Here is a 23,180-nt window from a genome sequence, read left to right as displayed (position 1 = left end):
TCCCCCACTGCTCACCCGTTCAAGCCGGTCGCACAGCAGCGTAGAGGGGTACGTGCGCGGGATCACCCCCGGCCGAGAGGGATCCGGGGGGCCATGGAAGAACCGAAGGGCGCGTCCCGCACTCTTGACTGGCGTAGTTCATGCCCAATCACCCACAATGCCCAGTCGCCCACCCCGCACCCCTTGATCTCGAATGCACGGAGCCCCCGAATGAACCGTCGTCGTCCCGCCGCTCTGATAGGGACCGCCGTCATCGGCTCGATCGTGCTGGTCACCGGCTGTTCGGACGAGGGCAAGCCGGTCAGTTTCGACTCGGGTCCGAGCGGCCCCTCCGCCCAGGCCTCGGTGCAGGGCTCCGGCCAGGGCGGACAGAAGAACGGTGACGCTCCCGCGAAGAACGGCGCCGCGGCGCAGACGCTGCTGCCGACCGGACCCAAGGCCGAGTTCACCACGCAGAGCTCGCTCGGCGACGGCACCAAGATCGGCGTGACGACGCTCAAGGGCGCGAAGTCCGGGTTCACGGGCAAGGTGTGGGTGTGGGCGCCCAAGCAGTACTTCGACCCCAAGTACCGCGACAGCGGCTTCCCGGTACTCATCGCGCTGCCGGGCGGAAACGGTTACCCCAAGAACTACTGGATGGGCACCGACCTGAAGTTGCAGAGCAGCATCAGCGCGTGGTCCAAGACCGGCAAGAGCCTGCCGTTCATCGTGGTCATGCCCGTCCTCAACCCGGACGCCAAGCACTACTACGACGGCAGTGACATCCCGGGGCAGCCGAAGATGGGCACCTGGATGACCGAGGACGTGCCGAACCTGGTGCGCGCCAACTTCCGCACCTTCAGGTCCCGCGACGGCTGGGCCTTCATGGGCTCGTCATCGGGCGGTTTCGTCGGCCTGAAGTCGGTGCTCAAGCGGCCCGACCTGTTCAAGGCCGCCATCGCCTCCGGCCCGGACATCGTGCCGGACTCACCACTGTGGGCCGGTCACGACGCGGAGAAGCAGGCGAACAACCCGGAGAAGCTCGCGCAGGACCTCATCGACCGGAAGGGCCCCGAGGTCGCCCTCGCCTTCCAGGTGGGCACCAAGGAGTCCACGGTGGTGCCGAAGGTCAAGCGGTTCATCGAGACGTACGGCAAGGGGCCGGTGAAGACTCGCCTCCAGATGATCGAGGGCGGCACCCACAACGCCCACACCTACGTGAAGGGGATGGGCGAGGGGACCATGGAGTGGATCAGCAAGCAGATGCTCGCCCCGGTCCCGTCGTCCTGACCGCGTGGCCGGCCGCGCTGTTACGGAGCGAGTAGTTCCACGGCCACGTCCGCGGCGAAGCCCGTCGTCGGGCCGGTGCGCCGCGCGAACTCCCGTACGCCTTCGAGCTGTTCGGCGCCGAAGCGGAAGTCGAGCGTCGTGAAGTAGCGCTCCAGGAGATCGGCGTCGAAAACCTCCCAGCGGGCCGCCTGCTCGGCCACCTTGGTGACCTCCTCCAGGGAGAGGTCACGCGAGGCGAGGAACGCCTCGTGCACCTGCTGGACGAGGGCGGGCTCGCGGGCCAGGTAGTCCTTGCGCGCCGCCCACACCGCGAAGACGAACGGCAGCCCCGTCCACTCCTTCCACATCGCGCCCAGGTCGTGGACCTGGAGCCCGAGCCGGGGTGCGTCGTGCAGCGAGGCCCGCAGGGCCGCGTCCCCGATGAGCACGGCGGCGTCCGCCTCGCGCATCATCAGACCGAGGTCGGGCGGGCACGTGTAGTAGTCGGGGGTGACCTTGTACCGCTCGGCGAGCAGGAGCTGCGCCAGGCGTACGGAGGTCCGGGAGGTGGAGCCGAGCGCTACGCGCGCCCGGTCCAGGTCTTCCAGCGGACGCTGCGAGACGATCACGCAGGACATGACCGGCCCGTCGCAGCCGACCGCGATGTCCGGGAAGGCGACCAGGTCGTCGGCGTTGCGCAGGAACTCGACGAGGGTGATCGGGGCGATGTCGAGATCGCCGTTGACCAGCTGCTCGCTGAGCTTCTCGGGGCTGTCCTTGGTCAGCTCCAGGTCGAGCAGGGTTCCGGTCCGCGCCAGGCCCCAGTACAGGGGCAGGCAGTTGAGGAACTGGATGTGGCCGACGCGCGGCCGGCCGCCGTGGTGCTGGGGGCTGGTTGAATTGTCCACATGCCGAGGCTAGACCCGTCCCACTCCGTGGACGGCGCCGGGCCTCCCGGGCGTGGCCCGGGCCCAGCTCAGAGGGGGCACAAACGTACGATCCAAGTGATCTTTCCCTCTACCGCGGCACGGGAGCTGCGTGCTACGCTCAGCGCAAGTTGCAGTTTGGTTTCCCTTGCAGTACAGAGCCTGCGGAGCATGTAACCCGCAGGCTTTTGTAGTTTTCAGACTTGTTTGCAGGTTCTGGAGCAGGGCAACCCTTTGGCCCAAGGAGGGCTTATGGCTACCGGAACCGTGAAGTGGTTCAACGCTGAAAAGGGCTTCGGCTTCATCGCCCAGGACGGCGGCGGCCCGGATGTCTTCGTCCACTACTCCGCGATCAACGCGTCTGGTTTCCGCTCCCTGGAGGAGAACCAGGTCGTGAACTTCGACGTCACTCAGGGCCCGAAGGGCCCGCAGGCGGAGAACGTCACCCCGGCCTAACTTCTCCGGGTTGGCGGATCGCTGACTTAGCAGTACCCAAGGAGCCCCGTCCGTCTGGACCGGGGCTCCTGCCTTTTACGCGGTGGCGGGGGTGGGGTGCCTTCGGGTGCGGGTGCCTTCGGGTGCGGGGTGCCTTCGGGTGCGGGGTGCCTTCGGGTGCGGGGTGCCTTCGGGTGCGGGGTGCCCGCGCAGTTCCCCGCGCCCCTAACCCCGCTCACGTCTGCGGACCGCGCCCCTAACCCCGCTCACGTCTGCGGACCGTGCCCCTCACCCCGCTCACGTCTGCGGACCGTGCCCCTCACCCCGCTCACGTCTGCGGACCGTGCCCCTCACCCCGCTTACGTCTGCGGACCGTGCCCGCTTCCCGCGCAGTTCCCCGCGCCCCTGAAAGACTCGGTGCGGGGCGCCCTGCCGAGGCGCGCGGAACTGCGCGAGGGGGCCGGGGTGTGTCCCGGGTTACTCGTACAGTGCGGCTATCTCCGACGCGTAGCGCTCCAGCACCACCGCCCGCCGGACCTTGAGCGTTGGCGTCAGCTCGCCCCCCTCGACCGTGAAGTCCCGTGGCAGCACCGCGAAGGCCCGGATGCGGGCGGGCCGGGACACCTGCTCGTTGGCCTCGGCCACCGCAAGCCCCACCAGCTCGTGCACCTCCGCCGCATCGCGCCCCGCCGCGGCCTCCGACTCCACCGTGATCAGCGCGACCGGGTACGGGCGCCGGTCGCCCGCCATCACCGCGTGCGAGACGAACCGGGACCGTTCGATGGCGAGCTCGACGTGCGAGGGGGTCAGGTTCTTGCCGGCGGACGTGATGATCAGGTCCTTCTTGCGGCCGGTGATCGTCAGATAGCCGTCCGCGTCGACCGCGCCGAGGTCGCCCGTGTGCAGCCACCCTTCCGCGTCGAGCGCGTCCGCCGTGCCCTCGGCGTTCGCGTGGTAGCCCGGGAAGACCATCGGGCCCCGGGCGAGCACCTCCTCGTCGTCCGCGATCCTCACCTCGCAGCCAAGGACCGGCCGCCCCACCGTGCCGTAGCGCACCGCCCCGGGGTGGTTGAGCGAGATCACCCCGGCCGACTCGGTCATCCCGTACCCCTCGAAGACCTGGATCCCGCAGGCCCGCAGGAAGTCCAGGACCGCCGGGTCGATCGGGGCGCCGCCCGTCAAGGCCCACCGCAGGCGCCCGCCGAAAGCGGCTCTGACCAGGCTGAACAGCGAGGCGTCCGCGGCCTCGTACGCGGCGCGGCGCTCGGGCGGAAGCGACCCGTCCGCCGCGAGGACGCCGACCGCGACCGCCGCGTCGAACCGCTCGGCCCCGCCCTCCTCCGCCTCGGCGAGCGAGCGCACCACCGAGTAGACCTTCTCGAACAGGCGCGGTACGGACGGCAGGTGGGTCGGCTGCGCCTCGGCCAGCTCGCCGACGACGTCCTCGATCCGGCCGCCGAAGTAGCAGAGCTCACCGCCGTACAGCAGCGTCGAGAACTGGATCAGCTGGGCGAGGAGGTGTGCGAGGGGGAGGTAGAGGTAGGTGCGGTCGCCCGGGCCGCCCTGGACGAGGTGCAGCGTGGCGTCCTGGACGGCGCCGAGGTTCGCGTGGGTGAGCCGGCAGCCCTTGGGCAGCCCGGTGGTGCCGGAGGTGTAGACGAGCTCGGCGTCGTCCTCGGGGCGTACGGCGCCGGCCCGGGCGAGCAGGGCGTCGAGTGCGCCGCCGCCCCCGCCCGCGCCCGCCGCCCCGGCCGGTCCGCCGGGGCCCGTCATTAGCAGGACGTGGGCCAGCGCGGGCAGTTTGGCGCGCAGCGCCTCCACGCGGGCCGCCTCCGCGGGCCCCTCGCAGAAGACCGCCTTGGCGGCGGAGTCGGACAGCACCCACGTCGTCTCCTCGTCGCCCGCCGTCGGATACACCGGCACCACGACGGCGCCCACCGCGAGGCAGGCGAAGTGCGCGTACGTCCACTCGGGCCGGGTCTCGGCGAGGATCGCCACCCGGTCGCCGGCCCGGATGCCGAGCGCGAGCAGCCCGCACGCGGTGCGGCGTACGGTGTCGCGCAGCCCGGCGTAGCCGACGACGGTCCAGGCCCCGTCCGCGGCGCGAAAGCGGAGCGCGGGCCGGTCCGGGTGGCGCTCCGCCGCCCACTCGGTGAACACGGCGAGCGTGGGGGGACGGCTGGACGGCTCCTGGTGCCCGGTGCGCTCACGGTGCTCACTCTGTGGGGTCATGACCCGACGGTAAGTACGTCACCGGCCGAGCGGGATGACGGGAAACGTCACCCCGGCTGACCTCAACGCTCAACCCGGCTACCGTCGTTGACCATGGCGACGCCGACGATCACCGTGCACCACGTACGGGCCGTCCTGCGCGGCGCCGAACGGCACGGCATCGACACCGTGCCGCTGCTCCAGGCGGCCGGTATTCCTCCGCTGCTGCTCGGGGACGACCGGGCGCGGGTCACCCCGGCGCAGTTCGCCCACCTCTTCCGCGCGCTGTACCGGGCGACGGGCGACGAGTTCCTCGGGCTGGGCGGAGCGCCGAGCCGTCCCGGCACCTTCGCGATGATGTGTTACGCCGTGCTCGGCTGCCGCGACCTCGGCGGGGCCGTGCACCGGGGCACCGCCTTCTACGGCCTGTTCGCGCACGGCCCGGACCTCGCCCTCGAAGTGGTGGGCGGGGAGGCCGTGTTCACGGTGCGGGGCGATCTCGCGGGCCAGGACGAGGACCGGTTCCTGACCGAGTGCCTCGTGATCATCTGGCACCGGCTGTGCAGTTGGCTGGTGGGCCGCCGCATCCCGCTGGCCCGGGCCGCCTTCGGCTATCCGCCGCCCCGGCACCGGGACGAGTACGAGTCGCTCTTCGGCTGCCCGGTCCGGTTCGGCGGCGCCCGCACCGAGGCGGTGTTCGACGCGCGCTGGCTGACCGCGCCACTCGTACGGGACGAGGCGGCCCTGGGCGGGATGCTGCGCCGCTCGCCCTTCGAACTCCTCAGCCGGCACACGTACGGCACGACGGTGGGCGAGCAGGTGGGGCGGGCGCTCGCGGGCGCCCTGCGCGCCTCGCCCCGGCTGCCCACGCTGGAGGAGACGGCGGCCCGGCTCGCCATGTCACCGGCGACCCTGCGCCGCCGCCTGGCGCGCGAGGGCACGTCGTTCCAGCAGCTCAAGGACGCGGTGCGGCGGGACACCGCGATCGCGGGGCTCGCCGAGGGCCGCGAGCCGATCGCGGAGATCGCGGCGCGCCTCGGCTTCTCGGAGGACACCAGCTTCCACCGCGCCTTCCGCCGCTGGACGGGGACGACACCGGGTGCGTACCGCCTGGAGCACTGAGCCGCACCGGCCGCGGGCGCAGGCCCGCCATGGGGCCGACCCGGCGCCCGCGAGGTCGGCCCGGCGCCCGCGAGGGTCCGCCCCGGTCGATGCGGTCATCCAGCTCGATGAGGTCACCCCCGCTCGGGGAGGTCACCCCCGCTCGGGGAGGTAAACCCCGGTCAGTGAAGGTGAGCGGTACGGTCAGCTCCGTACCTACCGGTCAGTCACTACCTTCTCCTCAACTGCCCAGCCCCACCGGACCGTTGGGAGAGCCGCATGCACGTCCGTACCCGAGTCGCCGGCGCCGTCGCCGCCGCACTCCTCCTCTCGGCAGCCACCCCCACCGCATTCGCCGACGATGTCGCGTCCCCCGCACCGGGTGACATCGTCACCCAGTCCCCCACCGCCTTCCACCCGCTCCCCGGCCAGTGGACCAACACCCTCGCCTGGCACGTCACCTACCGTTCCACCAACGCCAAGGGCGGCCCGAACGTCGTCTCCGGGACCGTCATCGTGCCCAATGACGGGCGCACCGGCCCGCGCCCCCTCGTGACGTACGCCGTCGGCACGGTCGGGCTCGCCGACTCGTGCGCGCCGAGCGCCAACTTCCCGTACGGGACGGCCGTCGAGGCCACCCTCATCAACCAGGTGGTGCAGAAGGGCTGGGCCGTCGCGGTCACCGACTACGAGGGGCTCGGCACGCCCGGCGACCACACCTACACGGTCGGCCGCGCCGAGGGCACCGCCGTCCTGGACGCGGCCCGCGCCGCCGAGCGCCTCGGCATCCCCGGCGTCGACGCCGGCTCCCCCGTCGGGATCATGGGGTACTCGCAGGGCGGCCAGGCGAGCAGCTGGGCGGCCGAGCTGCACGACTCCTACGCGCCCGACCTCAAGGTGAAGGGGACCGCCACGGGCGGCGTGCCCGCCGACCTGCTGAAGGTGGCCGCCTCCAACGACGGCGGCCTCGGGTCCGGCCTCATCTTCATGGCGGCGGCCGGCCAGGACGCGGCCTTCCCCGAGCTGAAGCTCGACGCGTATCTGAACCCGGCGGGCAAGTCGCTGGTCGACTACTTCAAGAACAACTGCGTGGCCGTCGACACCACGGTGGGTTCGTTCAAGCACGTGACGGATCTGACCGTGCGGAACCCGCTCCAACAGCCCGACTGGCAGGCCAGGTTGGCGGAGTCGAAGCTCGGCACGCACCGCCCGGACGCCCCGGTGTACCTCTACCACGGCACGATCGACGAGCTGATCCCGTACGCGGTCGGACAGCAGCTCCGCACCGACTGGTGCGCCCGGGGTACGGACGTGGAGTGGCACGCGCTGCCACTGCTCGGCCACATCGGCGGCGTGACGGCGGGCGGCGTCCCCGCCGCGAACTGGCTCGCGGACCGCTTCGCAAGCAAGCCCACACACTCCAACTGCTAGCAGCCCCAAGGCAATTGACGTCTCGCCCGCCCCGGCGACCCCGGCGCGGGCGCGGCGCGCATGCCTCAGCCCCGTGTGCGCTGCGCCTGACCCGGCGACTCCGGCGCGGGCGCGGCGCGCATGCCGTGCGCCCTCCCTTGGACCACGCCATCATCCAAGGCCGCACGCCGCGGGACTTCTTCATCTCCCGTGTGGTGCGCCTGTATCCGGCGTTCTGGGTCTGCGTCATCACGACCTCCGTCGTGCTGTGGTCCGCAGGCGACCGGACGATCACGCTCTCCCGCGTACTGACCAACCTCACGATGGTCCACGAGCCGCTGGGCGTGGGCCATGTGGATCCCGCGTACTGGTCGCTTCGCCCCGTTCTTCGTCGGCGGCATCGTGCTCTACCTCCCGATGGCGGGGCTCGTCGCGACCCTCCTCGCGGCCGCCTGGGCGGTGCACCGCTTCGTGGAACTCCCCCTCGGCCGCCGCCTCAAGAACTGGCTCAGCGGCGACCTGGGCGCCCTGCGCCGCGCCCCGGTCGCGGCGCGCGAGGACGTCATACCGCCACCGCGCTGAGCGACCCGCGCCGGCTCACATCCGGGCGGGCTCAGGCCGCGACGGGCGCGGAGACGCGGACCGCCTGGGCCGGCAGCTGGACGCCGCAGGCGATCCGTACGCCGGGCGGCAGTTCGTTGTACGGGCCCACCTGCGCGGTGTCGCCGACGACGGCCTCCCGCACGACGCATCCGCCGCCGACCGACGCCTGCCGGCCCACCACCGAGCGGTGGACCAGGGCGTCCGGCCCGATCCGGGCCCCCGGCAGCACGACGCTCGCCTCGACGACCGCGCCGCGCTCGACGACGGCCCCCTCGCAGACCACCGTGCCCCCGCTCAACCGCGCCTGCTCATCCACCTGGGCGCCGGGCAGCACGATGGCCTCGCCCACGGCACCGGGCAGCGCCGGCGAGTCGATGAGGCCCCGTACGAGATCCGCCGAGCCCTTCACGAAGGCGGCGGGCGTGCCCAGGTCGAGCCAGTAGCTCTCGTCCACGACGCCGCGCAGGAAACCGCCCGAGCGCAGCAGCCCGGGGAAGGTCTCGCGTTCGACGGAGACCTCGCGGCCCGCGGGGATCGCGTCGATGACCGAGCGCGTGAAGACGTAGCAGCCCGCGTTGATCTGGTCGGTGATGATCTCCTCGGGCGTCTCGGGCTTCTCCAGGAACGCCTCGACCCGGCCGTGCGCGTCGGTGGGCACCAGGCCGAAGGCCCGCGGGTCGGGCACCCGCGTCAGATGCAGGCTCACCTCGGCGCCGGACGCCCGGTGGCCCTCGCGCAGGGCGGCGATGTCGAGGCCGGACAGGATGTCGCCGTTGAAGACGAGGACCGGCTCACCGGGGCCCGACCGCAGATGGCGGGCGGCGTTGCGGATGGCGCCGCCGGTACCGAGCGGCTCGGCCTCGGTGACGTAGACGAGTTCGAGGCCGAGCTGCGCGCCGTCGCCGTACTCCTGCTCGAAGAGCTCGGCGAGGTACGACGTGGCGAGCACGACCCGGGTGACACCGGCGGCCGCGGCGCGGGCCAGCTGGTGCGTGAGGAAGGGCACACCGGCCACCCGCAGCAGGGGCTTGGGGGTGAACGTGGTCAGCGGGCGGAGCCTGGTGCCCTTGCCGCCGACGAGAAGGATGGCCTCGCTCATCGCGTTTCTGCCTTTGATCGGGAGGTGTCGACCCGCGGCCCCCCGGGCCCGGTGACGGTGGAGCTGTGTGCGGGGGCGCTAACGCGTGGCATCGCCGGGTCCCGCGTAGCCGGAGCCGAAGCACTTCTTGATCGCCTGCTCGGTCTTGGGCCGGCCGGCGAAGTGCAGTCGTGACGTGGCGTCAGTGGGCTGGGCGTACGGGTTGTCGTCGAAGTAGATCGACCACCAGTAGACGCCCTTCATCTTGCGCTGCTGCACGACCTGACAGACCGCGGTGTACCAGTTCGCCTGCACCTCGTTGTTGAGGGGCCGCGTCACGTAGAAGTCGCCCGGGGCGTGATACGCGCCGGTCATGGCGGCGATACCGGCCTCGGACAGCACGATCTTGGGCAGCGCGCCCTTCGTCTTCTTGTCGAGCCATCCGTCCCAGCCCTTCACGAGGTCCTTCACCGGCGCGTTGTCGGGCACCTTCACCGGGAAGTACGCGTCCACGCCGAGCTGCTCCACAGGCATGGTGATGCGGCCCGCCACGTAGTTGTCGTAGTTCGCGTCATAGCTGATCTCCCCCGAGTACCGCTTCTCCGCCGCGGCGGCCACCTGCTTCCAATGCGGGTCGCCCTCAAGGGTGTTGAGCTCGGTGGCGAGGGTGAACGTGGCCACCTTGTTCTTCTGCGCCACGTCGAGGAAGGGGGCGAGGAACTTGGTGTACGAGGCGAACCAGGCGTCGCGGCTCGACGGCTTGATGGTGCCGCGCCAGTTGGGCATGCCGCCGAGCGAGGTCTCGTCCATCAGCGGGCGCAGCGTGACCCGCAGTCCGGCGTCCTGGAAGGCGCGGACCACGGTGGTGAGCCGCGCGGGGCTCGGGGTGTGCTGCCCCGCGAACGTCTTCGTCGAGGTGGGGGTGCCGGTGTAGAAGGGGAAGGTCACCGACACCGAGTTCGCCCCGAGGCCCACCAGGTACTTGGCCTGAAGCTTGGCCTTGTCGGTGAGGTAGGAGGCGGACTGCTTGGTGTTGTCCTCCCAGTAGATCTGCACGCCCCACTGCGGCATTCCCGGCTTCCACGCCTTGGCCACATGGTCGGGTGCGTCGGCGGCCGGCCCTTGGACGGCGGCCGGCGGCGCGGGGGCGGTCGCGGTGTCCGCCTTCGCCGCCTTCACGGTCGTCTTCGCGGTCGTCTCGTCGCCGATGACCACATGCGGCACGACGGATCCGGCGTTCCAGCGCAGGGGCTGGTTGCCAAGGAGGAGCGGCACCGCGATCACGCCGGTGAGGACGGTGACGGGGAAGACCGCGAGGAGGGGGACGCGGGAGCGGGATCGTTTCATGGGAGCAGTTCCTGGCAGTTCCTGGGAGACGTTAGGCGGGCTTGGCGATCACGACGAACTTGTTCTCCTCGCGCCGCACGAACTTGATGAATCCGCGGAATCCGCCCAGGCCTTCCAGGACCGAGAACACGGGTATGAGCCCGACCACGACGATGGGTTCCCACCACTTGCGCCGGCCGCTCAGGGACACCAGGGCGTTGAGCCGCAGCCCTTCCCAGTACGTCCAGATGACGTACGCGAAGTTCAGCGACCACAGCACCACCACCGACTGCGTCACCGGCGAGGTGTTCATGTTGCCGGTGAACCAGGCGATCAGGAGGACGGCGCCGATGTGCTGGAGCGGCCCGAGGATCCAGGTGGTGACACAGACCGCGAGGAACCAGCGGTAGCGCAGCGGGATGGTGCGGTTGAAGCAGAGCGCGACCAGGCCCCAGGCCCAGCGTTCGCGCTGCTTGATGAAGTCACGGGCGGTGGCCGGGGACGCGCCGTAGCAGCGGCCGTTGAACCAGTCGCTGCGGCCGGGGTAGCGGCGGCAGAAATTCAGGGCGAGCTGGGCGTCCTCCACGATGGCCTTGGGTCCGAAGTCCCAGCCGATCGTGGCCTCGATGGAGGCCCGCAGCAGAAGCAGCTCGCCGTGCACACCGGCGACCGGGGTGCCCGTGCCGGTGAGCGCGCGGAACCGTGCGATGTCGTCGGCGGGGCGCACCGCGTCGGCGAGCCAGGTGAAGAGGTTGACGGCGTTCTCACGCGGATAGGTGAGGATGCCTTGCGCCATGTGCTTGGCGTCGTCGGGGTGGGCCCGGCGCTGGCGGTTGATGAACTGGGCGACGGCGGCGGCGGTGTCGGGCCCCACCGCGGTGTCGTCGTCCATGTGCAGCACCCACACGTCGTCGAGGGCTTCGCCCTCGGAGATCCGCAGTTCGTGCGAGTAGTGGTTGGCGCGGGCCTTGAACCGGGTGCCGTTGGCGGTGACGTACGCCTTCGGCACGGTCACCACCCGGATCAGCTCGCTGCGTTCCTCCAGGTCCTGGATGCGGTCGCCCGCCTCGCAGCCCTCCTCGGTGAGCACGTCCACCCTCATCTGCGGGAAGTAGCGCGGCAGATGGTCGACGTAGGACAGGACGGAACGTTCCAGCGCGGGGTAGGTGTCGTGCCGTCCGATGGTGGGCACGAGGACGATCAGGACGTCGTCCTCCGCCGGGGCAGGCGGCACCATCTCGTCGGACCGCCTGACCCGGCGGCGGATCAGCAGCCCGCCCTGGAGGCCCACCATCACGCCGACCACCGGCAGCGACCAGACGATGGTGAGGACCCAGCCCATGGGGGTGTCGTTCGGCAGGTAGGACCACAGGCCGAACGCGAGCAGCACCACGAAGGGAAGCAGGAAGGGCATGAGGCCCGGCTTCCAGGCGGCGTGCCGCTCCGCCATGTCGGCGGTCGGGGGCGGGGCTATGTGCTCCACGTCATGGGCGGGGGCAGTCATGAACGTTTCTCCGGGTCGGTCGGCAAGGGACGGTGGCGCGGGTCAGTTGCCGGGCGTCGGCGGCTGCTGGCCGGGCTGGCCGGGATGGGGCGTGCCCGGCTGCTGCGGATAGCCGTAGGAGTACGGCGACGGCTGGCCCTGCGGCGCCTGATAGGGCTGCTGGGCCTGGGCCGGCGGCGCCTGGTACGGCTGCTGAACCTGCGCGGGCGGCGCCTGATACGGCTGCTGGGCCTGGGCGGGTGGAGCCTGATAGGGCTGCTGTCCATACCCGGGCTGGCCCTGCTGCGGGAAGCCCTGCTGCTGGTGTGGGGCCGGAGCGCCCTGCTGGGCCCAGGGGTTGGCGGGCGGCGTCCACGGCTCGTACACGACGGCGTCCCGGACGAGCAGCAGGACCAGGGCGACGGCGACGAGGAAGCCGAGCGCGAAGGTCACCAGCTTCAACTGGCCCTCGGTGGTGTGCGTGAACCACTCGTGCTGACGGTCGTCGAAGAGCGCCCCGGTGAGGCTGCGCAGCCGGTTGTACCCCTCGATGAGGGCGGCGCCGCACGCAAGGCCGCGGGCCCAGATGCTGCCGCGCAGGATGAACAGGCCGGCCGCCGCGTACACCACGGCCAGGTTCAGGTTGGCGGTGTCGGCCTGGCCCGAGCCGTCGCCTATGCCGAAGTAGACGATGCCCTTGGCGAAGTCGGCGAAGCCCACCTGCCAGAAGCAGTTGTAGAGGCTCCAGGCGAGCAGGACGACCGCCCAGGCGAGGGCGGTGAACGCGGCCGCGCGGTGGATGCGCGGTACCGCGGAGAGTGCTGCTCGGCCGGATGCCGATGCGATGGAGCCAGAGATTGCTCTCACCTCGTCTGAATCGAGTGGAACGTCAGGATGGGGTCGCCCTGTCGGGGACACCGTGTTGCGGTGTCGGGGCCCGGTGTGGCGCCGGCCCCGGGTCGTGCGGGAAGGGGCGCCGGCGCACCCGGGCCCGGAACCTCGGCCTCAGCGGGCCGCGGGCTGACCCGCGGTCACCGTTGCCGGAGCGCGAGCCAGCGCTGCCCGTCGCCTGCGGGGCCGGCGGTGAGCGTGCGCGGGGAGTCGTAGGTGGCCTTCACGTCGGCCGGGGTGTTGAGCCCCTGGGGGGCCGTCACGTTGTGCTGGGTCAGGCCCTGCCCCCAGACCGTCCACAGCACCCAGGGGGTCGTGTCCAGGGTGTGCGGCTGGGCGCTGTTGACCGGCACGTGGAACGACTCGGCCATCACGCGCGGCTTGCCGTAGTCGGCGAGCCCGTCGTACCAGCGCTTGGTCCACACCCCGCCCTGGAACGGCTGTTGCGGGCTGCCGCTGTAGTCGTCGACGCCGACCACGTCCACATATCTTTCCCCCGGGTAGTAGTCCCACGGTTCGCTGCCGTGGAGGTGGTCCCAGGCGTTCGGGGACCACACGAAGATGAGGTTGTGGAGGTTGCGGGTCTCCACCAGGTAGTCGTAGAGCGTCCGCCACAACCGGGTGTACTGGTCCGGTGCGAGCGCCGACCACCAGAAGCCCTCCTGGGCCCCGGCGTTCATCTCGTGGTACGGACGGAAGAGTACGGGTACGTCGTGCGCGGCCAGATAGGCGAGGTGGTCCGCGACGAACGACAGGTCGTGCAGGAGCGCTTCGTGGTCCGCGGTGCCCGGCGTCAGGAGCCGGGTGATCCAGTCGCCGTCGCGGACGGCGGGCGAGTTGCGCCGCTTCGTCTCGTCATATCCCTTGACGGGGCTGCCGGGCCACGGCTGATGGAACGACATGCCCACGAGCCCGGCGGGCCGGCCGCCGTTGGACGGCAACGCCGAGGCGGAGCCGTCGCTGCGGGGCTCGCGGCCGTCGGTGTTGTACGTGCCGTCCGCCGCGCGCGGCAGACCGCTCCACACGCCGACGGCCAGGTCCACGGCGTCGTCGGTGTAGGCCCATGGCGCACGGTGGTTGGGCCAGGCGGCCGAGTAGGGACGCGGGCGGTCCACGCCCCAGCCCTGCTGCCCGTATCCCGGGCCAAGATCAATTTCTACGAAGCCGGGAAACTTCCCCGTGATGTCCCAGGCTTTTCGGTAGTAGTAGCCCGGCGGCTTCACGCCTCGGTAATCGCCGTAGTCGGCGTTGTACAACTCATTGTGGAGTTCCACATGTTGACCGATGACCGTCTTGGTCGTCCGTCCGGCGCGGGCGTCGTTCTCCAGATCGGCGAGCATCGCGAACACCGCGCGGGCGGCGGGAGAGGCCGACGGATCACGTCGCGCCAGGTCACGCCCGACCGGCGCGAGCCGCGCCACGGCACCGGGCGCCGCCCCGGAGGCCTCGATTCCGGCGTAGCCGAGCGCTGCCGCCACGGCGGCGCCGCCGCTGAAAATCGCCGTACGGCGCCTCACGCCCGCTCCCCCTATGTGTCTTATGTGCCACGTCTGCCCGCGCGTCCCATTCAATCCCCAGCAGGCAGACGCACGATGAACGCGAAAAGTTGCACGGCCTTCACACCAGGATGCGAAGCCAGGTCCCGCGCCGGAAAAGAATAACTCGGACCAACTCCCTTGAAGTGCCCTAAAAAGGGGACCGGGCTGTGCCGAGAATCACTGAACGGGTGGCGATACCAGGCCGGCCGCGTGATGACGAGCTGCACCCGGTCACGGGCGTCGAGTTTGGCCGGCAGCCGCGCCATGTGCGCCTTGACGGTGGCGACGCTGATCGTGAGCCGGCCGGCGATCTCACCCTTGGTCAGACCCCGCCCCACAAGGGTCAGCACCTCGCGCTCCCGCCCGGTGAACGACCTGCACCAGGGAGGGGCTGGCCTGCACGCGCCAACGCCCGCGCCCCCGGCAGGCGGGGCGCGGGCGTCTCGGGGTGGGCAGGCTCAGGCGGCGGGCCCGTAAGGATCCGGGCCGGAAGGGCCGCGACCGCAAGGGCCGCGACCGAGGGTCAGACGGTGGCCGGGACTCGGGGCTGCTCCGGCTCGGCGGCCGGGGCGGGGGCCTCCGCCGGGGAGAAGGACGCCTTGTTGAACGCGTCCAGGTCCAGGATCTTCTCCCGGGACGAGACGATGACGGGGACCAGCGCTTGGCCCGCCACGTTCGTCGCGGTGCGCATCATGTCCAGGACCGGGTCGATCGCCATGAGCAGGCCGACGCCTTCGAGGGGCAGGCCCAGGGTGGAGAGGGTCAGGGTCAGCATGACCGTGGCGCCGGTCAGGCCGGCCGTCGCGGCGGAGCCGATGACCGACACGAAGGCGATCAGGACGTAGTCGCCGACACCGAGGTGCACGTCGAAGATCTGGGCGATGAAGATCGCGGCGAGCGCCGGGTAGATCGCGGCGCAGCCGTCCATCTTCGTGGTCGAGCCGAACGGCACCGCGAAGGACGCGTACTCCTTGGGGACGCCGAGGCGTTCGGTGACCTTCTGTGTCAGCGGCATCGTGCCCACCGAGGAGCGGGAGACGAAGGCCAGCTGGATCGCGGGCCAGGCGCCCTTGAAGAACTGGAGCGGGTTGACCTTGGCGACGGTGGCGAGCAGCAGCGGGTAGACGCCGAACATCACCAGGGCGCAGCCGACGTAGACGTCGGCGGTGAAGGTGGCGTACTTGCCGATGAGGTCCCAGCCGTAGTCGGCGATGGCGAAGCCGATGAGGCCGAGGGTGCCGAGCGGGGCGAGCCGGATGACCCACCACAGGGCCTTCTGGAGGAGTTCGAGGACGGCTTCGCTGAGCGTGAGGATCGGCTTGGCCTTCTCGCCGAGCTGGAGCAGCGCGATACCGGCGACGGCGGCCATGAACACGATCTGCAGGACGTTCAGTTCGGTGAACGGGGTCACCACGTCCGTCGGGATGATGCCGGTGAGGAAGTCCAGCCAGGAGCCCGTGTGCTTGGGGAGCTTGCCGTCCTTCGGGGTCAGGCCGGTGCCCGAACCCGGGTTGGTGAGCAGGCCGATGGCGAGGCCGATGGCCACCGCGATCAGCGACGTGATCATGAACCAGAGCAGGGTGCGGGTGGCGAGCCTGGCCGCGTTGTTGACCTTGCGCAGGTTGGTGATCGACACCAGGATCGCGAAGAAGACGAGCGGGGCGACGGCCAGCTTCAGGAGCTGGACGAAGATGTCGCCGATCTGGCCGAGGGTGTCCTTCAGCCAGCCGATGTCCTGGCTGCGGGCGAGCCAGCCGAGCAGGCCGCCGAGGACGAGACCGGCGATGATCTGGGCCCAGAACGGGAACTTCGAGGATATGGAGAAGCCGGACTTGGGCTTCTCCGGTTCGGTCGCGGAGGACGCAGAGGACGCGGAGGACACGGAAACACTCCCGGGTGAGCGGAGACGGGGACGGATCGACGTTCAGAGATGAGCGCGGCGCCCGTTCACGAGGGACTGGTCGCGTGGACCGGTCACGTAAGGCTGGGGACACCGCCGCATGATGCCGGGGTCAGACGTCGCGGCAACAGACCGCGGACATGCAGCGGCAGAGGTCGACATGCAGACGCGCCACGAGCGGAACGTCTCCGCTGGTGGGGTGCTGGTGCACAGCTGCTGTCATCACGTCGAACACGTTAACACTTGAACTTTGAGAACCTCAAAGCAGTTCTTTTACCTGCGATGACCCGCCCACCCCGCGCACCGGACACGACGACGGCCCGGTCCGAAGCGGAGTGCTTCGGACCGGGCCGTCGACGTGAGGGAGGGGGTTACGTGAGCGAGAGCATCACGTGAGGGAGGCGGCTACGTGAGCGAGGGAGCTACTGGACGACGCCGTCCTCCTGCGAACGGTTCGCCTCCAGCTTCGCCTTGGCGCTCTCGACCTTGCCGACGATCTGCGCGGACATCGCGTCACGCTGCTTGCGCAGGAGTACGTAGCTGAGCGGCGCGGAGATGACCAGCGCGAGCAGGATGATCCAGATGAAGTTCGAGTTGCCGTTGCCCTTGGGCACGATGCCGAACTGGACCAGCAGGCCGACGAAGACCAGGCTGCCGATGAAGATCCCCACGCGCAGCATGGTGTACCAGATGGTGGCGCTCGGCTTTGCGGCGTTCACGATCGACCTTCTCTCTACGGTGGCACCTGCCCGACTAGTGAAGCACGCCCACAAATGGATCAGTTCAGCGGGCGGGGCTCCACGGACCGCGGCTCCGGCGGGCTCAGGTCAGCGGGAGCAGCATGATGATGTCGTCGCGGTCGTCGCCGGCGGCGACCCGGATCGCGCCGGGCACCCTCCCGACCTCCTTGTAGCCGCACGAGGCGTAGAACCGGTCGACGCCGGTGCCGCCCCGGCAGGTGAGCCGGATCCCCTCGATGCCGTCGAGTCCGCGTACGGCATCCGCGGTCGCCGCCAGCAGGTCGCGGCCGTACCCCTTGCCCTGGTGACCGGGGTGCACCATGACCGTGTACAGCCACACCCAGTGCGTCATGAGGCGGTGGGTGTTGTACGCGATGAACGCGGTGGCCGCGACCCGCCCGTCCGCGTCGAACCCGACGAGGAGCCGCATCCGCCCCTCGGCCATCGCCGTGAGGTGCTTGAGCAGTTCGGGGCGTACGTCCTCGACGGTGACGGGCGGCACGAAGCCGACGGCCCCGCCCGCGTTGGACACCTCGGCCCACAGGGCGAGGAGTCCGTCACGCAGGGCGGGGGTGACCGGCGGGTCGAGCCGGAACATCAGCGCCACGGGAGCCTCGTTCGCAACGCGCCGCTCAGAAACGCATGAGCTGCGGCGTCTCGCGCAGCTCCGTGTCCGGGCCCGGGTACTCGCGGATGATCTCGTACCGCGTGTTGCGCTCCACGGGACGGAAGCCGGCCTCGCGGATGAGGTCGAGCAGGTCGTCGCGGGTCAGCTTGTTGGGGGTGCCGTAGTTGTCGGCGTCGTGCGTGATCTTGTACTCGACGACCGAGCCGTCCATGTCGTCGGCGCCGTGCTGGAGCGCGAGCTGGGTGGTCTGGAGGCCGTGCATGACCCAGAAGCACTTCACGTGCGGCACGTTGTCGAAGAGCAGCCGCGAGACCGCGAAGGTCTTGAGCGCCTCGGCGCCGGTCGCCATCGTGGTGCGCGCCTGGAGCTTGTTGCGGACCTTGCCGTCCTGCATGTCCACGAAGTCGTGCTGGTAGCGCAGTGGGATGAAGACCTGGAAGCCGCCGGTCTCGTCCTGGAGCTCGCGCAGCCGCAGCACGTGGTCGACGCGGTGGCGCGGTTCCTCGATGTGCCCGTACAGCATGGTCGCCGGGGTCTTGAGCCCCTTCTCGTGGGCGAGGCGGTGGATGCGCGACCAGTCTTCCCAGTGGGTGCGGTGGTCGACGATGTGCTGACGCACTTCCCAGTCGAAGATCTCGGCGCCGCCGCCGGTCAGCGATTCGAGGCCGGCCTCGATCAGCTCGTCGAGGATCTCGCTCGCGCTGAGCCCGGAGATCGTCTCGAAGTGGTGGATCTCGGTCGCCGTGAACGCCTTGAGCCCGACGTTCGGCAGCGCCTCCTTGAGGGCCTTGAGCGAACGCGGGTAGTAGCGCCAGGGCAGCGTCGGGTGCAGCCCGTTGACGATGTGCAGCTCGGTGAGGTTGTCGTTCTCCATCGCCTTGGCGAGGCGGACGGCCTCCTCGATGCGCATCGTGTACGCGTCCTTCTCGCCCGGCTTGCGCTGGAACGAGCAGTACGCGCACGACGCCGTGCACACGTTGGTCATGTTGAGGTGACGGTTGACGTTGAAGTGGACGACGTCGCCGTTCTTGCGGGTGCGGACCTCGTGGGCGAGGCCGCCGAGCCAGGCCAGGTCGTCCGACGCGTACAGCGCGACGCCGTCCTCACGGCTGAGCCGCTCACCGGCCCGGACCTTCTGCTCCAGCTCGCGCTTGAGTCCCGCGTCCATCAAGGCCGCCTCCCATATGTGTGTCTTTCAGGCTCCACCCAAGGTACGCCCCGCCCTACTCGGGAAGTTCCCCGACCCGGTTCTCCCACTTCGTGGAGAGCACGATCGTGGTACGGGTGCGCGAGACGCCCTTGGTCGAGCCGAGGCGGCGGATCGTCTTCTCCAGGCCGTCGACGTCACCGGCGCGGATCTTGAGCATGTACGAGTCGTCGCCGGCGATGAACCAGCAGTCCTCGATCTCGGCGAGGTCGCGCAGGCGCCGGGCCACGTCCTCGTGGTCGGCGGCGTCGGAGAGCGAGATGCCGATCAGCGCGGTGACGCCGAGGCCGAGCGATGCGGAGTCCACCGTGGCGCGGTATCCGGTGATGACACCGGCCGCTTCCAGACGGTTGATGCGGTCGGTGACGCTGGGGCCCGAGAGCCCGACGAGCCGGCCCAGTTCCGCGTACGAGGCCCTGCCGTTCTCCCGCAGTGCCTGGATGAGCTGCCTATCGACGGCGTCCATATGCCTGAAGCCTTCCATTGTTCAGCGATACCGCGAGTTTACGTGTAGAATCTAAGGCATGCAGGGACGACACCCTGCGAATCATTCAGCTGTGTGGATAAATTTCCAGCAGATCAAAGACGATCTATCAGGAGTTGTCACCGTGTACACGATCGAGATGGCCTACGCCCGCATGCGCGAGCTTCAGGACCTGGCCAACCGGTCCCGTGCCCACCAGACCGCGACGAAGCCCCGCGCCCCCAAGCGCGCCGCCAAGAAGCGCTAATCCCGGCGAGAGCCTCCTTTGAGGTCGCGGCCCCGCTCGGCGGGGGCCTGCCCCGATCCGAGCTCGCCCTCCCAGCGGCGGTACAGACCGTGCGGCACCCCTGCCGCATCGAGCACCCGCCCCGCGACGAAGTCCACCAGATCCTGGATATGCGTCGCGCCCGCATAAAACGCCGGAGAGGCGGGCAGCACCACGGCTCCCGCCTCGTCCAGTGTCACCAGGTGCTTGAGCGTCTGACCGTTCAACGGCGTCTCGCGCACCGCGACCACCAGCCTCCGCCGCTCCTTGAGCGTCACGCTCGCGGCCCGCTGCAACAGGTCCTTCGAAAGCCCGAGCGCGACCCCGGCCACACAGGCCGTCGACGCCGGCACGATCAGCATCCCCTTCACCGCGTACGACCCCGACGAGGGCCCGGCCGCGAGATCCCCGGCCGCCCAGTGCCGTACGTCCGACACGTCCACGGCGCCGAAGGCGTCCGGCTTGCCGTCCGCGCCCCGCGCCAGCCACGCCCGCAGATCGTCCCGCCAGTGCGCGTCGCGGAACGCGATACCCGTCTCGTCGAGCAGCGTGAGGCGCGAGGCACGCGAGACCACCAGGTCCACGCTCTCGCCGGCCGCGAGCAGCGCGCGCAGCACCGCCGCCGCGTACGGCGTGCCCGACGCGCCCGACACCCCCACGACCCAGGGCGTGCGCTGCTGACTGTGTACGTTCACGTGCTCCACGTGTCCGAGCCTATCCGGCACCCCGCGCACAGGGCGGCGCCAGGTACTAGACCGTCAGGCCCCGCACCACCAGGTCGAGCAGCGCGCATACGAACAGCGCGATCCCGATGAAGCCGTTGACCTGGAAGAACGCCCGGTTGAGCTTGGAGAGGTCGTGCGGCTTCACCAGGGTGTGCTCGTAGAGGAAGGCGGCGAGCACGATGATCAGGCCCAGCCAGAAAAAGACCCCGGCGCCGGTGGCGAGCGCGTACCAGACGAGCAGCGCCATCGTCACGGTGTGGCAGCCGCGGGCTCCGTAGATCGCGGCCGGGATACCGAAGCGGGCCGGCACCGACTTCACGCCGTGGCCGCGGTCGGCCTCCACGTCCTGGCAGGCGTAGATCAGGTCGAAGCCGCCGATCCAGATGCCGATGGCGAGGCCCATGATCACCGCGTCCCACGACCAGGAGCCGGTGATCGCGATCCACGCGCCGACCGGGCCCATCGCCTGCGCGATACCGAGGATGGCCTGCGGGAAGTTGGTGAACCGCTTCCCGTACGGATAGACCACCATCGGGATGACCGCGACCGGCGCGAGCGCCAGGCACAGCGGGTTGAGGGCGGCGGCCGCGCCGAGGAAGACGACCAGCGCGATGAGCGCACCCGTCCACGCCGAGCGCACCGAGACCGCGCCGGTGACCAGCTCGCGGCCGGCGGTGCGCGGGTTACGGGCGTCGATCTCGCGGTCGATGATCCGGTTGCAGGCCATCGCGAAGGTACGCAGGCCGACCATGGCGACGGTGACCAGGAGCAGCCGCCCCCAGTGGATGTTCCTGTCGAACTGGAACATCGCGGTCAGCGCGGCGGTGTAGGCGAAGGGCAGCGCGAAGACCGAGTGCTCGATCATGACCAGGCGCAGAAAGGCCTTGGTGCGGCCCGGCTGCGGGACGGCTGCGGCGGAGGCGCTCACTAGAGTCCGTACTCCTTCCAGCGGCGGTCGACCTTCGCCGCCGTATCCCGGTCCGACTCGACCATGGCGGGCCAGCCGCCGTCGCGCGTGTAGCCCTCCTCGGGCCACTTCGCGGTCGCGTCGATGCCCGCCTTGCCGCCCCAGAACTGCTGGTAGGAGGCGTGGTCGAGGTGGTCGACCGGGCCTTCGACGACGGTCAGGTCACGGGCGTAGTCGGTGTTGCCGAAGGCCCGCCAGGACACTTCGTGCAGGTTGTGGACATCGCAGTCGGCGTCCACGATCACGATCAGTTTGGTGAGCGACATCATGTGCGCGCCCCAGATGGCGTGCATCACCTTCTGCGCGTGCTTGGGGTACTTCTTGTCGATCGAGACGATCGCGCAGTTGTGGAATCCGCCCGACTCCGGCAGGTGGTAGTCCACGATGTCCGGCACGATGATCTTGAGGAGCGGCAGGAAGAACCGCTCGGTGGCCCGGCCAAGGGGCCCGTCCTCGGTGGGCGGACGGCCGACCACGATGGACTGGAGCAGCGGCCGCTTGCGCATCGTGACGCAGTCGATGGTGAGTGCGGGGAACGGTTCCTGCGGGGTGTAGAACCCGGTGTGGTCGCCGAACGGCCCCTCGGGCAGCATCTCGCCCGGCTCCAGCCAGCCCTCGATGACGACCTCGGCGTTGGCCGGGACCTGGAGCGGCACCGTCTTGCAGTCGACCATCTCGATCCGCTTGCCCTGGACGAACCCGGCGAAGAGGTACTCGTCGATGTCGCCCGGCAGCGGCGCGGTGGAGGCGTACGTGACGGCCGGCGGGCAGCCGAAGGCGATCGCGACCGGCAGCCGCTCGCCGCGCTTGGCGGCGACCGCGTAGTGGTTGCGGCTGTCCTTGTGGATCTGCCAGTGCATGCCGATGGTGCGCTTGTCGTGGCGCTGGAGGCGGTAGAGACCGAGATTGCGTACGCCGGTCTCGGGGTGCTTGGTGTGGGTGAGACCCAGGTTGAAGAACGAGCCGCCGTCCTCGGGCCAGGTGAACAGCGCGGGCAGCCGGTCGAGGTCGACCTCGTCGCCCTTGAGCACGACCTCCTGCACGGGGGCCGCCTCCTGCTTCACCTTCTTCGGCGGTACGTGCACCATCGTGCCGAGCTTGCCGAACGCCTCGCGGATGCCGACGAAGCCTTGCGGCAGCTCGGGCTTGAGCAGCCCGCCGATCTTGTCGCTGATCTCGTCGTACGACGTGAGCCCGAGCGCCTTGAGCAGGCGGCGATCGGTCCCGTACACATTCATGGCCAGGGGCATGGAGGCGCCCTTGACGTTCTCGAAGAGGAGGGCGGGGCCGCCGGCCTTGTTGACCCGGTCGACGATCTCGCCGACTTCCAGATGCGGGTCGACCTCGGCCTTGATGCGCTTGAGGTCGCCCTCGCGCTCCAGCGCCCTGAGCAGCGATCGGAGATCGTCATAAGCCATGGGGTCCAGTATCGGGCACCCGATACCCTGGCCGGGTCACCGGGGCCGAGGCACGGCCCGCAACCGTTCCCGGGGGGACCGTTAGAACATGCTCAGGTATCTGCCGTTCCTGCTGGTCCTGGCCGTGTGGATCTACGCGTTCATCGACTGCCTCAACACCCCCGAGTCGGAGGTCAAGGGCCTGCCCAAGGTGGTGTGGATCATCGTGGTACTGCTCTTCGGCGAGGTCCTGGTCGGACCGGTCGCGTGGCTCGTGGCGGGCAAGGTCCGCCGCGCCCCGGCCCGCTGGACGGCCCCGGACGACAACCCGGAGTTCCTGGCGTCCCTGGAGGACCGCAAGCGGCGCGACCTCGACGAGGAGGCATAGCCCTGGGGGGCTTGGCTGCTCGGCGCCGCACCGCATGCGCATACCCAGCCCGTCCGGCCGCTCAGTGCCGCCCACCCCGGCACACCCCGGCATACCCAGCCCGTCCGCCCACTCGTCGCCGCCCACACCGGCACACCCCGGCATACCCAGCCCGTCCGGCGTTTGAGGACGAGCGCCCTTCAGGCGCGAACGGGGTCTGGGGCGGAGCCCCAGGGGCTTGGACCTCAGC

22 protein-coding genes and 1 pseudogene are annotated in these 23,180 nt (G+C 70.2%); 7 read left to right on the top strand and 16 right to left on the bottom strand.

Annotation, left to right across the window (positions count from 1 at the left end; all coding sequences use genetic code 11):
• The first annotated feature begins 210 nt into the window (after positions 1–210).
• Positions 211–1,269, top strand: a complete 1,059-nt coding sequence (locus tag AB0D31_RS10475) for an alpha/beta hydrolase-fold protein (RefSeq protein ID WP_362719836.1) — start codon at positions 211–213, stop codon at positions 1,267–1,269.
• Between the two features lie 20 nt (positions 1,270–1,289).
• On the opposite strand, the gene AB0D31_RS10470 is transcribed toward AB0D31_RS10475, so the two are convergent.
• A complete protein-coding gene (locus AB0D31_RS10470; RefSeq protein WP_362719833.1) occupies positions 1,290–2,156 on the bottom strand; it encodes a menaquinone biosynthesis protein in 867 nt (288 codons plus the stop codon).
• Positions 2,157–2,426: 270 nt separating this feature from the next.
• Between AB0D31_RS10470 and AB0D31_RS10465 the strand changes: the two genes are divergently transcribed.
• Positions 2,427–2,630 (top strand): cold-shock protein, encoded by a 204-nt coding sequence (locus AB0D31_RS10465; RefSeq protein WP_003967102.1) that lies wholly within the window; start codon positions 2,427–2,429, stop codon positions 2,628–2,630.
• A gap of 456 nt (positions 2,631–3,086) precedes the next feature.
• Here AB0D31_RS10465 and AB0D31_RS10460 read toward each other — a convergent pair whose 3' ends face one another.
• Positions 3,087–4,841, bottom strand: a complete 1,755-nt coding sequence (locus AB0D31_RS10460) for an AMP-dependent synthetase/ligase (protein ID WP_362719831.1) — start codon at positions 4,839–4,841, stop codon at positions 3,087–3,089.
• 93 nt (positions 4,842–4,934) lie between these two features.
• On the opposite strand from AB0D31_RS10460, the gene AB0D31_RS10455 reads away from it, so the two are divergent.
• The 3 genes from AB0D31_RS10455 (at position 4,935) to AB0D31_RS10445 (ending at position 7,913) form a co-directional block, all read left to right on the top strand.
• Complete coding sequence (locus AB0D31_RS10455) at positions 4,935–5,942, top strand: AraC family transcriptional regulator (RefSeq protein WP_362719828.1); 1,008 nt, start codon at positions 4,935–4,937, stop codon at positions 5,940–5,942.
• A 258-nt stretch (positions 5,943–6,200) separates the two neighbouring features.
• Positions 6,201–7,352, top strand: coding sequence for a lipase family protein (locus AB0D31_RS10450; protein WP_362719825.1), 1,152 nt, complete (start codon positions 6,201–6,203; stop codon positions 7,350–7,352).
• A gap of 330 nt (positions 7,353–7,682) precedes the next feature.
• Entirely contained in the window at positions 7,683–7,913 is a 231-nt protein-coding gene (locus AB0D31_RS10445) for a hypothetical protein (protein ID WP_362719822.1), read from the top strand.
• Between the two features lie 31 nt (positions 7,914–7,944).
• Here AB0D31_RS10445 and AB0D31_RS10440 read toward each other — a convergent pair whose 3' ends face one another.
• The 11 genes and pseudogenes from AB0D31_RS10440 to AB0D31_RS10390 all read right to left on the bottom strand — a co-directional run bounded on the left by AB0D31_RS10440 (position 7,945) and on the right by AB0D31_RS10390 (position 19,191).
• Entirely contained in the window at positions 7,945–9,033 is a 1,089-nt protein-coding gene (locus tag AB0D31_RS10440; protein WP_362719819.1) for an NDP-sugar synthase, read from the bottom strand.
• 78 nt (positions 9,034–9,111) lie between these two features.
• Entirely contained in the window at positions 9,112–10,359 is a 1,248-nt protein-coding gene (locus tag AB0D31_RS10435) for a hypothetical protein (protein WP_362719816.1), read from the bottom strand.
• A gap of 31 nt (positions 10,360–10,390) precedes the next feature.
• Positions 10,391–11,842: a glycosyltransferase family 2 protein gene (locus tag AB0D31_RS10430; RefSeq protein WP_362719813.1), complete on the bottom strand. Its 1,452-nt coding sequence runs from the start codon at positions 11,840–11,842 to the stop codon at positions 10,391–10,393.
• 42 nt (positions 11,843–11,884) lie between these two features.
• Positions 11,885–12,688, bottom strand: a complete 804-nt coding sequence (locus AB0D31_RS10425) for a hypothetical protein (RefSeq protein WP_362719810.1) — start codon at positions 12,686–12,688, stop codon at positions 11,885–11,887.
• A gap of 164 nt (positions 12,689–12,852) precedes the next feature.
• On the bottom strand, positions 12,853–14,229 hold the full coding sequence (locus tag AB0D31_RS10420) for a glycosyl hydrolase (RefSeq protein WP_362719807.1): 1,377 nt from the start codon (positions 14,227–14,229) through the stop codon (positions 12,853–12,855).
• Between the two features lie 198 nt (positions 14,230–14,427).
• Positions 14,428–14,618, bottom strand: a pseudogene (locus tag AB0D31_RS10415) (helix-turn-helix transcriptional regulator); the annotation flags it as partial.
• A gap of 155 nt (positions 14,619–14,773) precedes the next feature.
• Entirely contained in the window at positions 14,774–16,132 is a 1,359-nt protein-coding gene (locus tag AB0D31_RS10410; RefSeq protein WP_362719804.1) for a dicarboxylate/amino acid:cation symporter, read from the bottom strand.
• A 440-nt stretch (positions 16,133–16,572) separates the two neighbouring features.
• Positions 16,573–16,869 carry a DUF4229 domain-containing protein gene (locus AB0D31_RS10405; RefSeq protein WP_362719801.1) on the bottom strand — a complete coding sequence of 99 codons (297 nt, stop codon included), beginning with the start codon at positions 16,867–16,869 and terminating at the stop codon, positions 16,573–16,575.
• 103 nt (positions 16,870–16,972) lie between these two features.
• Complete coding sequence (locus AB0D31_RS10400; protein WP_362719798.1) at positions 16,973–17,497, bottom strand: GNAT family N-acetyltransferase; 525 nt, start codon at positions 17,495–17,497, stop codon at positions 16,973–16,975.
• Positions 17,498–17,522: 25 nt separating this feature from the next.
• Positions 17,523–18,686, bottom strand: a complete 1,164-nt coding sequence (gene mqnE / locus AB0D31_RS10395) for an aminofutalosine synthase MqnE (RefSeq protein WP_362719795.1) — start codon at positions 18,684–18,686, stop codon at positions 17,523–17,525.
• A gap of 55 nt (positions 18,687–18,741) precedes the next feature.
• The gene (locus AB0D31_RS10390) at positions 18,742–19,191 is read right to left on the bottom strand and encodes an Lrp/AsnC family transcriptional regulator (RefSeq protein WP_100578735.1); all 450 of its coding nucleotides are present in this window, start codon (positions 19,189–19,191) and stop codon (positions 18,742–18,744) included.
• 142 nt (positions 19,192–19,333) lie between these two features.
• Here AB0D31_RS10390 and AB0D31_RS10385 point away from each other — a divergent pair, with 142 nt between their 5' ends.
• Positions 19,334–19,456: a hypothetical protein gene (locus AB0D31_RS10385; RefSeq protein WP_267057076.1), complete on the top strand. Its 123-nt coding sequence runs from the start codon at positions 19,334–19,336 to the stop codon at positions 19,454–19,456.
• Here AB0D31_RS10385 and AB0D31_RS10380 read toward each other — a convergent pair.
• Genes AB0D31_RS10380 through AB0D31_RS10370 form a run of 3 tightly spaced genes read right to left on the bottom strand, consistent with a single transcriptional unit; the run spans position 19,453 to position 22,584 of the window.
• Complete coding sequence (locus AB0D31_RS10380; RefSeq protein ID WP_362719792.1) at positions 19,453–20,178, bottom strand: UbiX family flavin prenyltransferase; 726 nt, start codon at positions 20,176–20,178, stop codon at positions 19,453–19,455. The two genes, AB0D31_RS10385 and AB0D31_RS10380, sit on opposite strands and share 4 nt — an antisense overlap.
• A 46-nt stretch (positions 20,179–20,224) precedes the next feature.
• A complete protein-coding gene (gene mqnP, locus AB0D31_RS10375; protein WP_362719789.1) occupies positions 20,225–21,127 on the bottom strand; it encodes a menaquinone biosynthesis prenyltransferase MqnP in 903 nt (300 codons plus the stop codon).
• Entirely contained in the window at positions 21,127–22,584 is a 1,458-nt protein-coding gene (locus tag AB0D31_RS10370) for a menaquinone biosynthesis decarboxylase (protein ID WP_362719786.1), read from the bottom strand. Before AB0D31_RS10370 ends, mqnP begins: the two co-directional genes overlap by 1 nt.
• Positions 22,585–22,672: 88 nt before the next feature.
• On the opposite strand from AB0D31_RS10370, the gene AB0D31_RS10365 reads away from it, so the two are divergent.
• Positions 22,673–22,951 carry a PLD nuclease N-terminal domain-containing protein gene (locus AB0D31_RS10365; RefSeq protein ID WP_362719783.1) on the top strand — a complete coding sequence of 93 codons (279 nt, stop codon included), beginning with the start codon at positions 22,673–22,675 and terminating at the stop codon, positions 22,949–22,951.
• Positions 22,952–23,180: the final 229 nt, after the last annotated feature.

Source organism: Streptomyces sp. NPDC048361 (genome assembly GCF_040651795.1).
Classification (GTDB): Bacteria; Actinomycetota; Actinomycetes; order Streptomycetales; family Streptomycetaceae; genus Streptomyces.
The sequence above is the reverse complement of the archived record's forward strand: the minus strand, read 5'-3'. Positions and strand labels throughout refer to the sequence as shown.

Bases quoted from the DNA above. Each gene is read 5' to 3' on its own strand.
- AB0D31_RS10475 (WP_362719836.1), top strand. From the start codon at position 211: ATGAACCGTCGTCGTCCCGCCGCTCTGATAGGGACCGCCGTCATCGGC.
- AB0D31_RS10465 (WP_003967102.1), top strand. From the start codon at position 2,427: ATGGCTACCGGAACCGTGAAGTGGTTCAACGCTGAAAAGGGCTTCGGC.
- AB0D31_RS10460 (WP_362719831.1), bottom strand. From the start codon at position 4,841: ATGACCCCACAGAGTGAGCACCGTGAGCGCACCGGGCACCAGGAGCCG.
- AB0D31_RS10455 (WP_362719828.1), top strand. From the start codon at position 4,935: ATGGCGACGCCGACGATCACCGTGCACCACGTACGGGCCGTCCTGCGC.
- AB0D31_RS10450 (WP_362719825.1), top strand. From the start codon at position 6,201: ATGCACGTCCGTACCCGAGTCGCCGGCGCCGTCGCCGCCGCACTCCTC.
- AB0D31_RS10445 (WP_362719822.1), top strand. From the start codon at position 7,683: ATGTGGATCCCGCGTACTGGTCGCTTCGCCCCGTTCTTCGTCGGCGGC.
- AB0D31_RS10440 (WP_362719819.1), bottom strand. From the start codon at position 9,033: ATGAGCGAGGCCATCCTTCTCGTCGGCGGCAAGGGCACCAGGCTCCGC.
- AB0D31_RS10435 (WP_362719816.1), bottom strand. From the start codon at position 10,359: ATGAAACGATCCCGCTCCCGCGTCCCCCTCCTCGCGGTCTTCCCCGTC.
- AB0D31_RS10430 (WP_362719813.1), bottom strand. From the start codon at position 11,842: ATGACTGCCCCCGCCCATGACGTGGAGCACATAGCCCCGCCCCCGACC.
- mqnE (WP_362719795.1), bottom strand. From the start codon at position 18,686: ATGGACGCGGGACTCAAGCGCGAGCTGGAGCAGAAGGTCCGGGCCGGT.
- AB0D31_RS10390 (WP_100578735.1), bottom strand. From the start codon at position 19,191: ATGGACGCCGTCGATAGGCAGCTCATCCAGGCACTGCGGGAGAACGGC.
- AB0D31_RS10370 (WP_362719786.1), bottom strand. From the start codon at position 22,584: ATGGCTTATGACGATCTCCGATCGCTGCTCAGGGCGCTGGAGCGCGAG.
- AB0D31_RS10365 (WP_362719783.1), top strand. From the start codon at position 22,673: ATGCTCAGGTATCTGCCGTTCCTGCTGGTCCTGGCCGTGTGGATCTAC.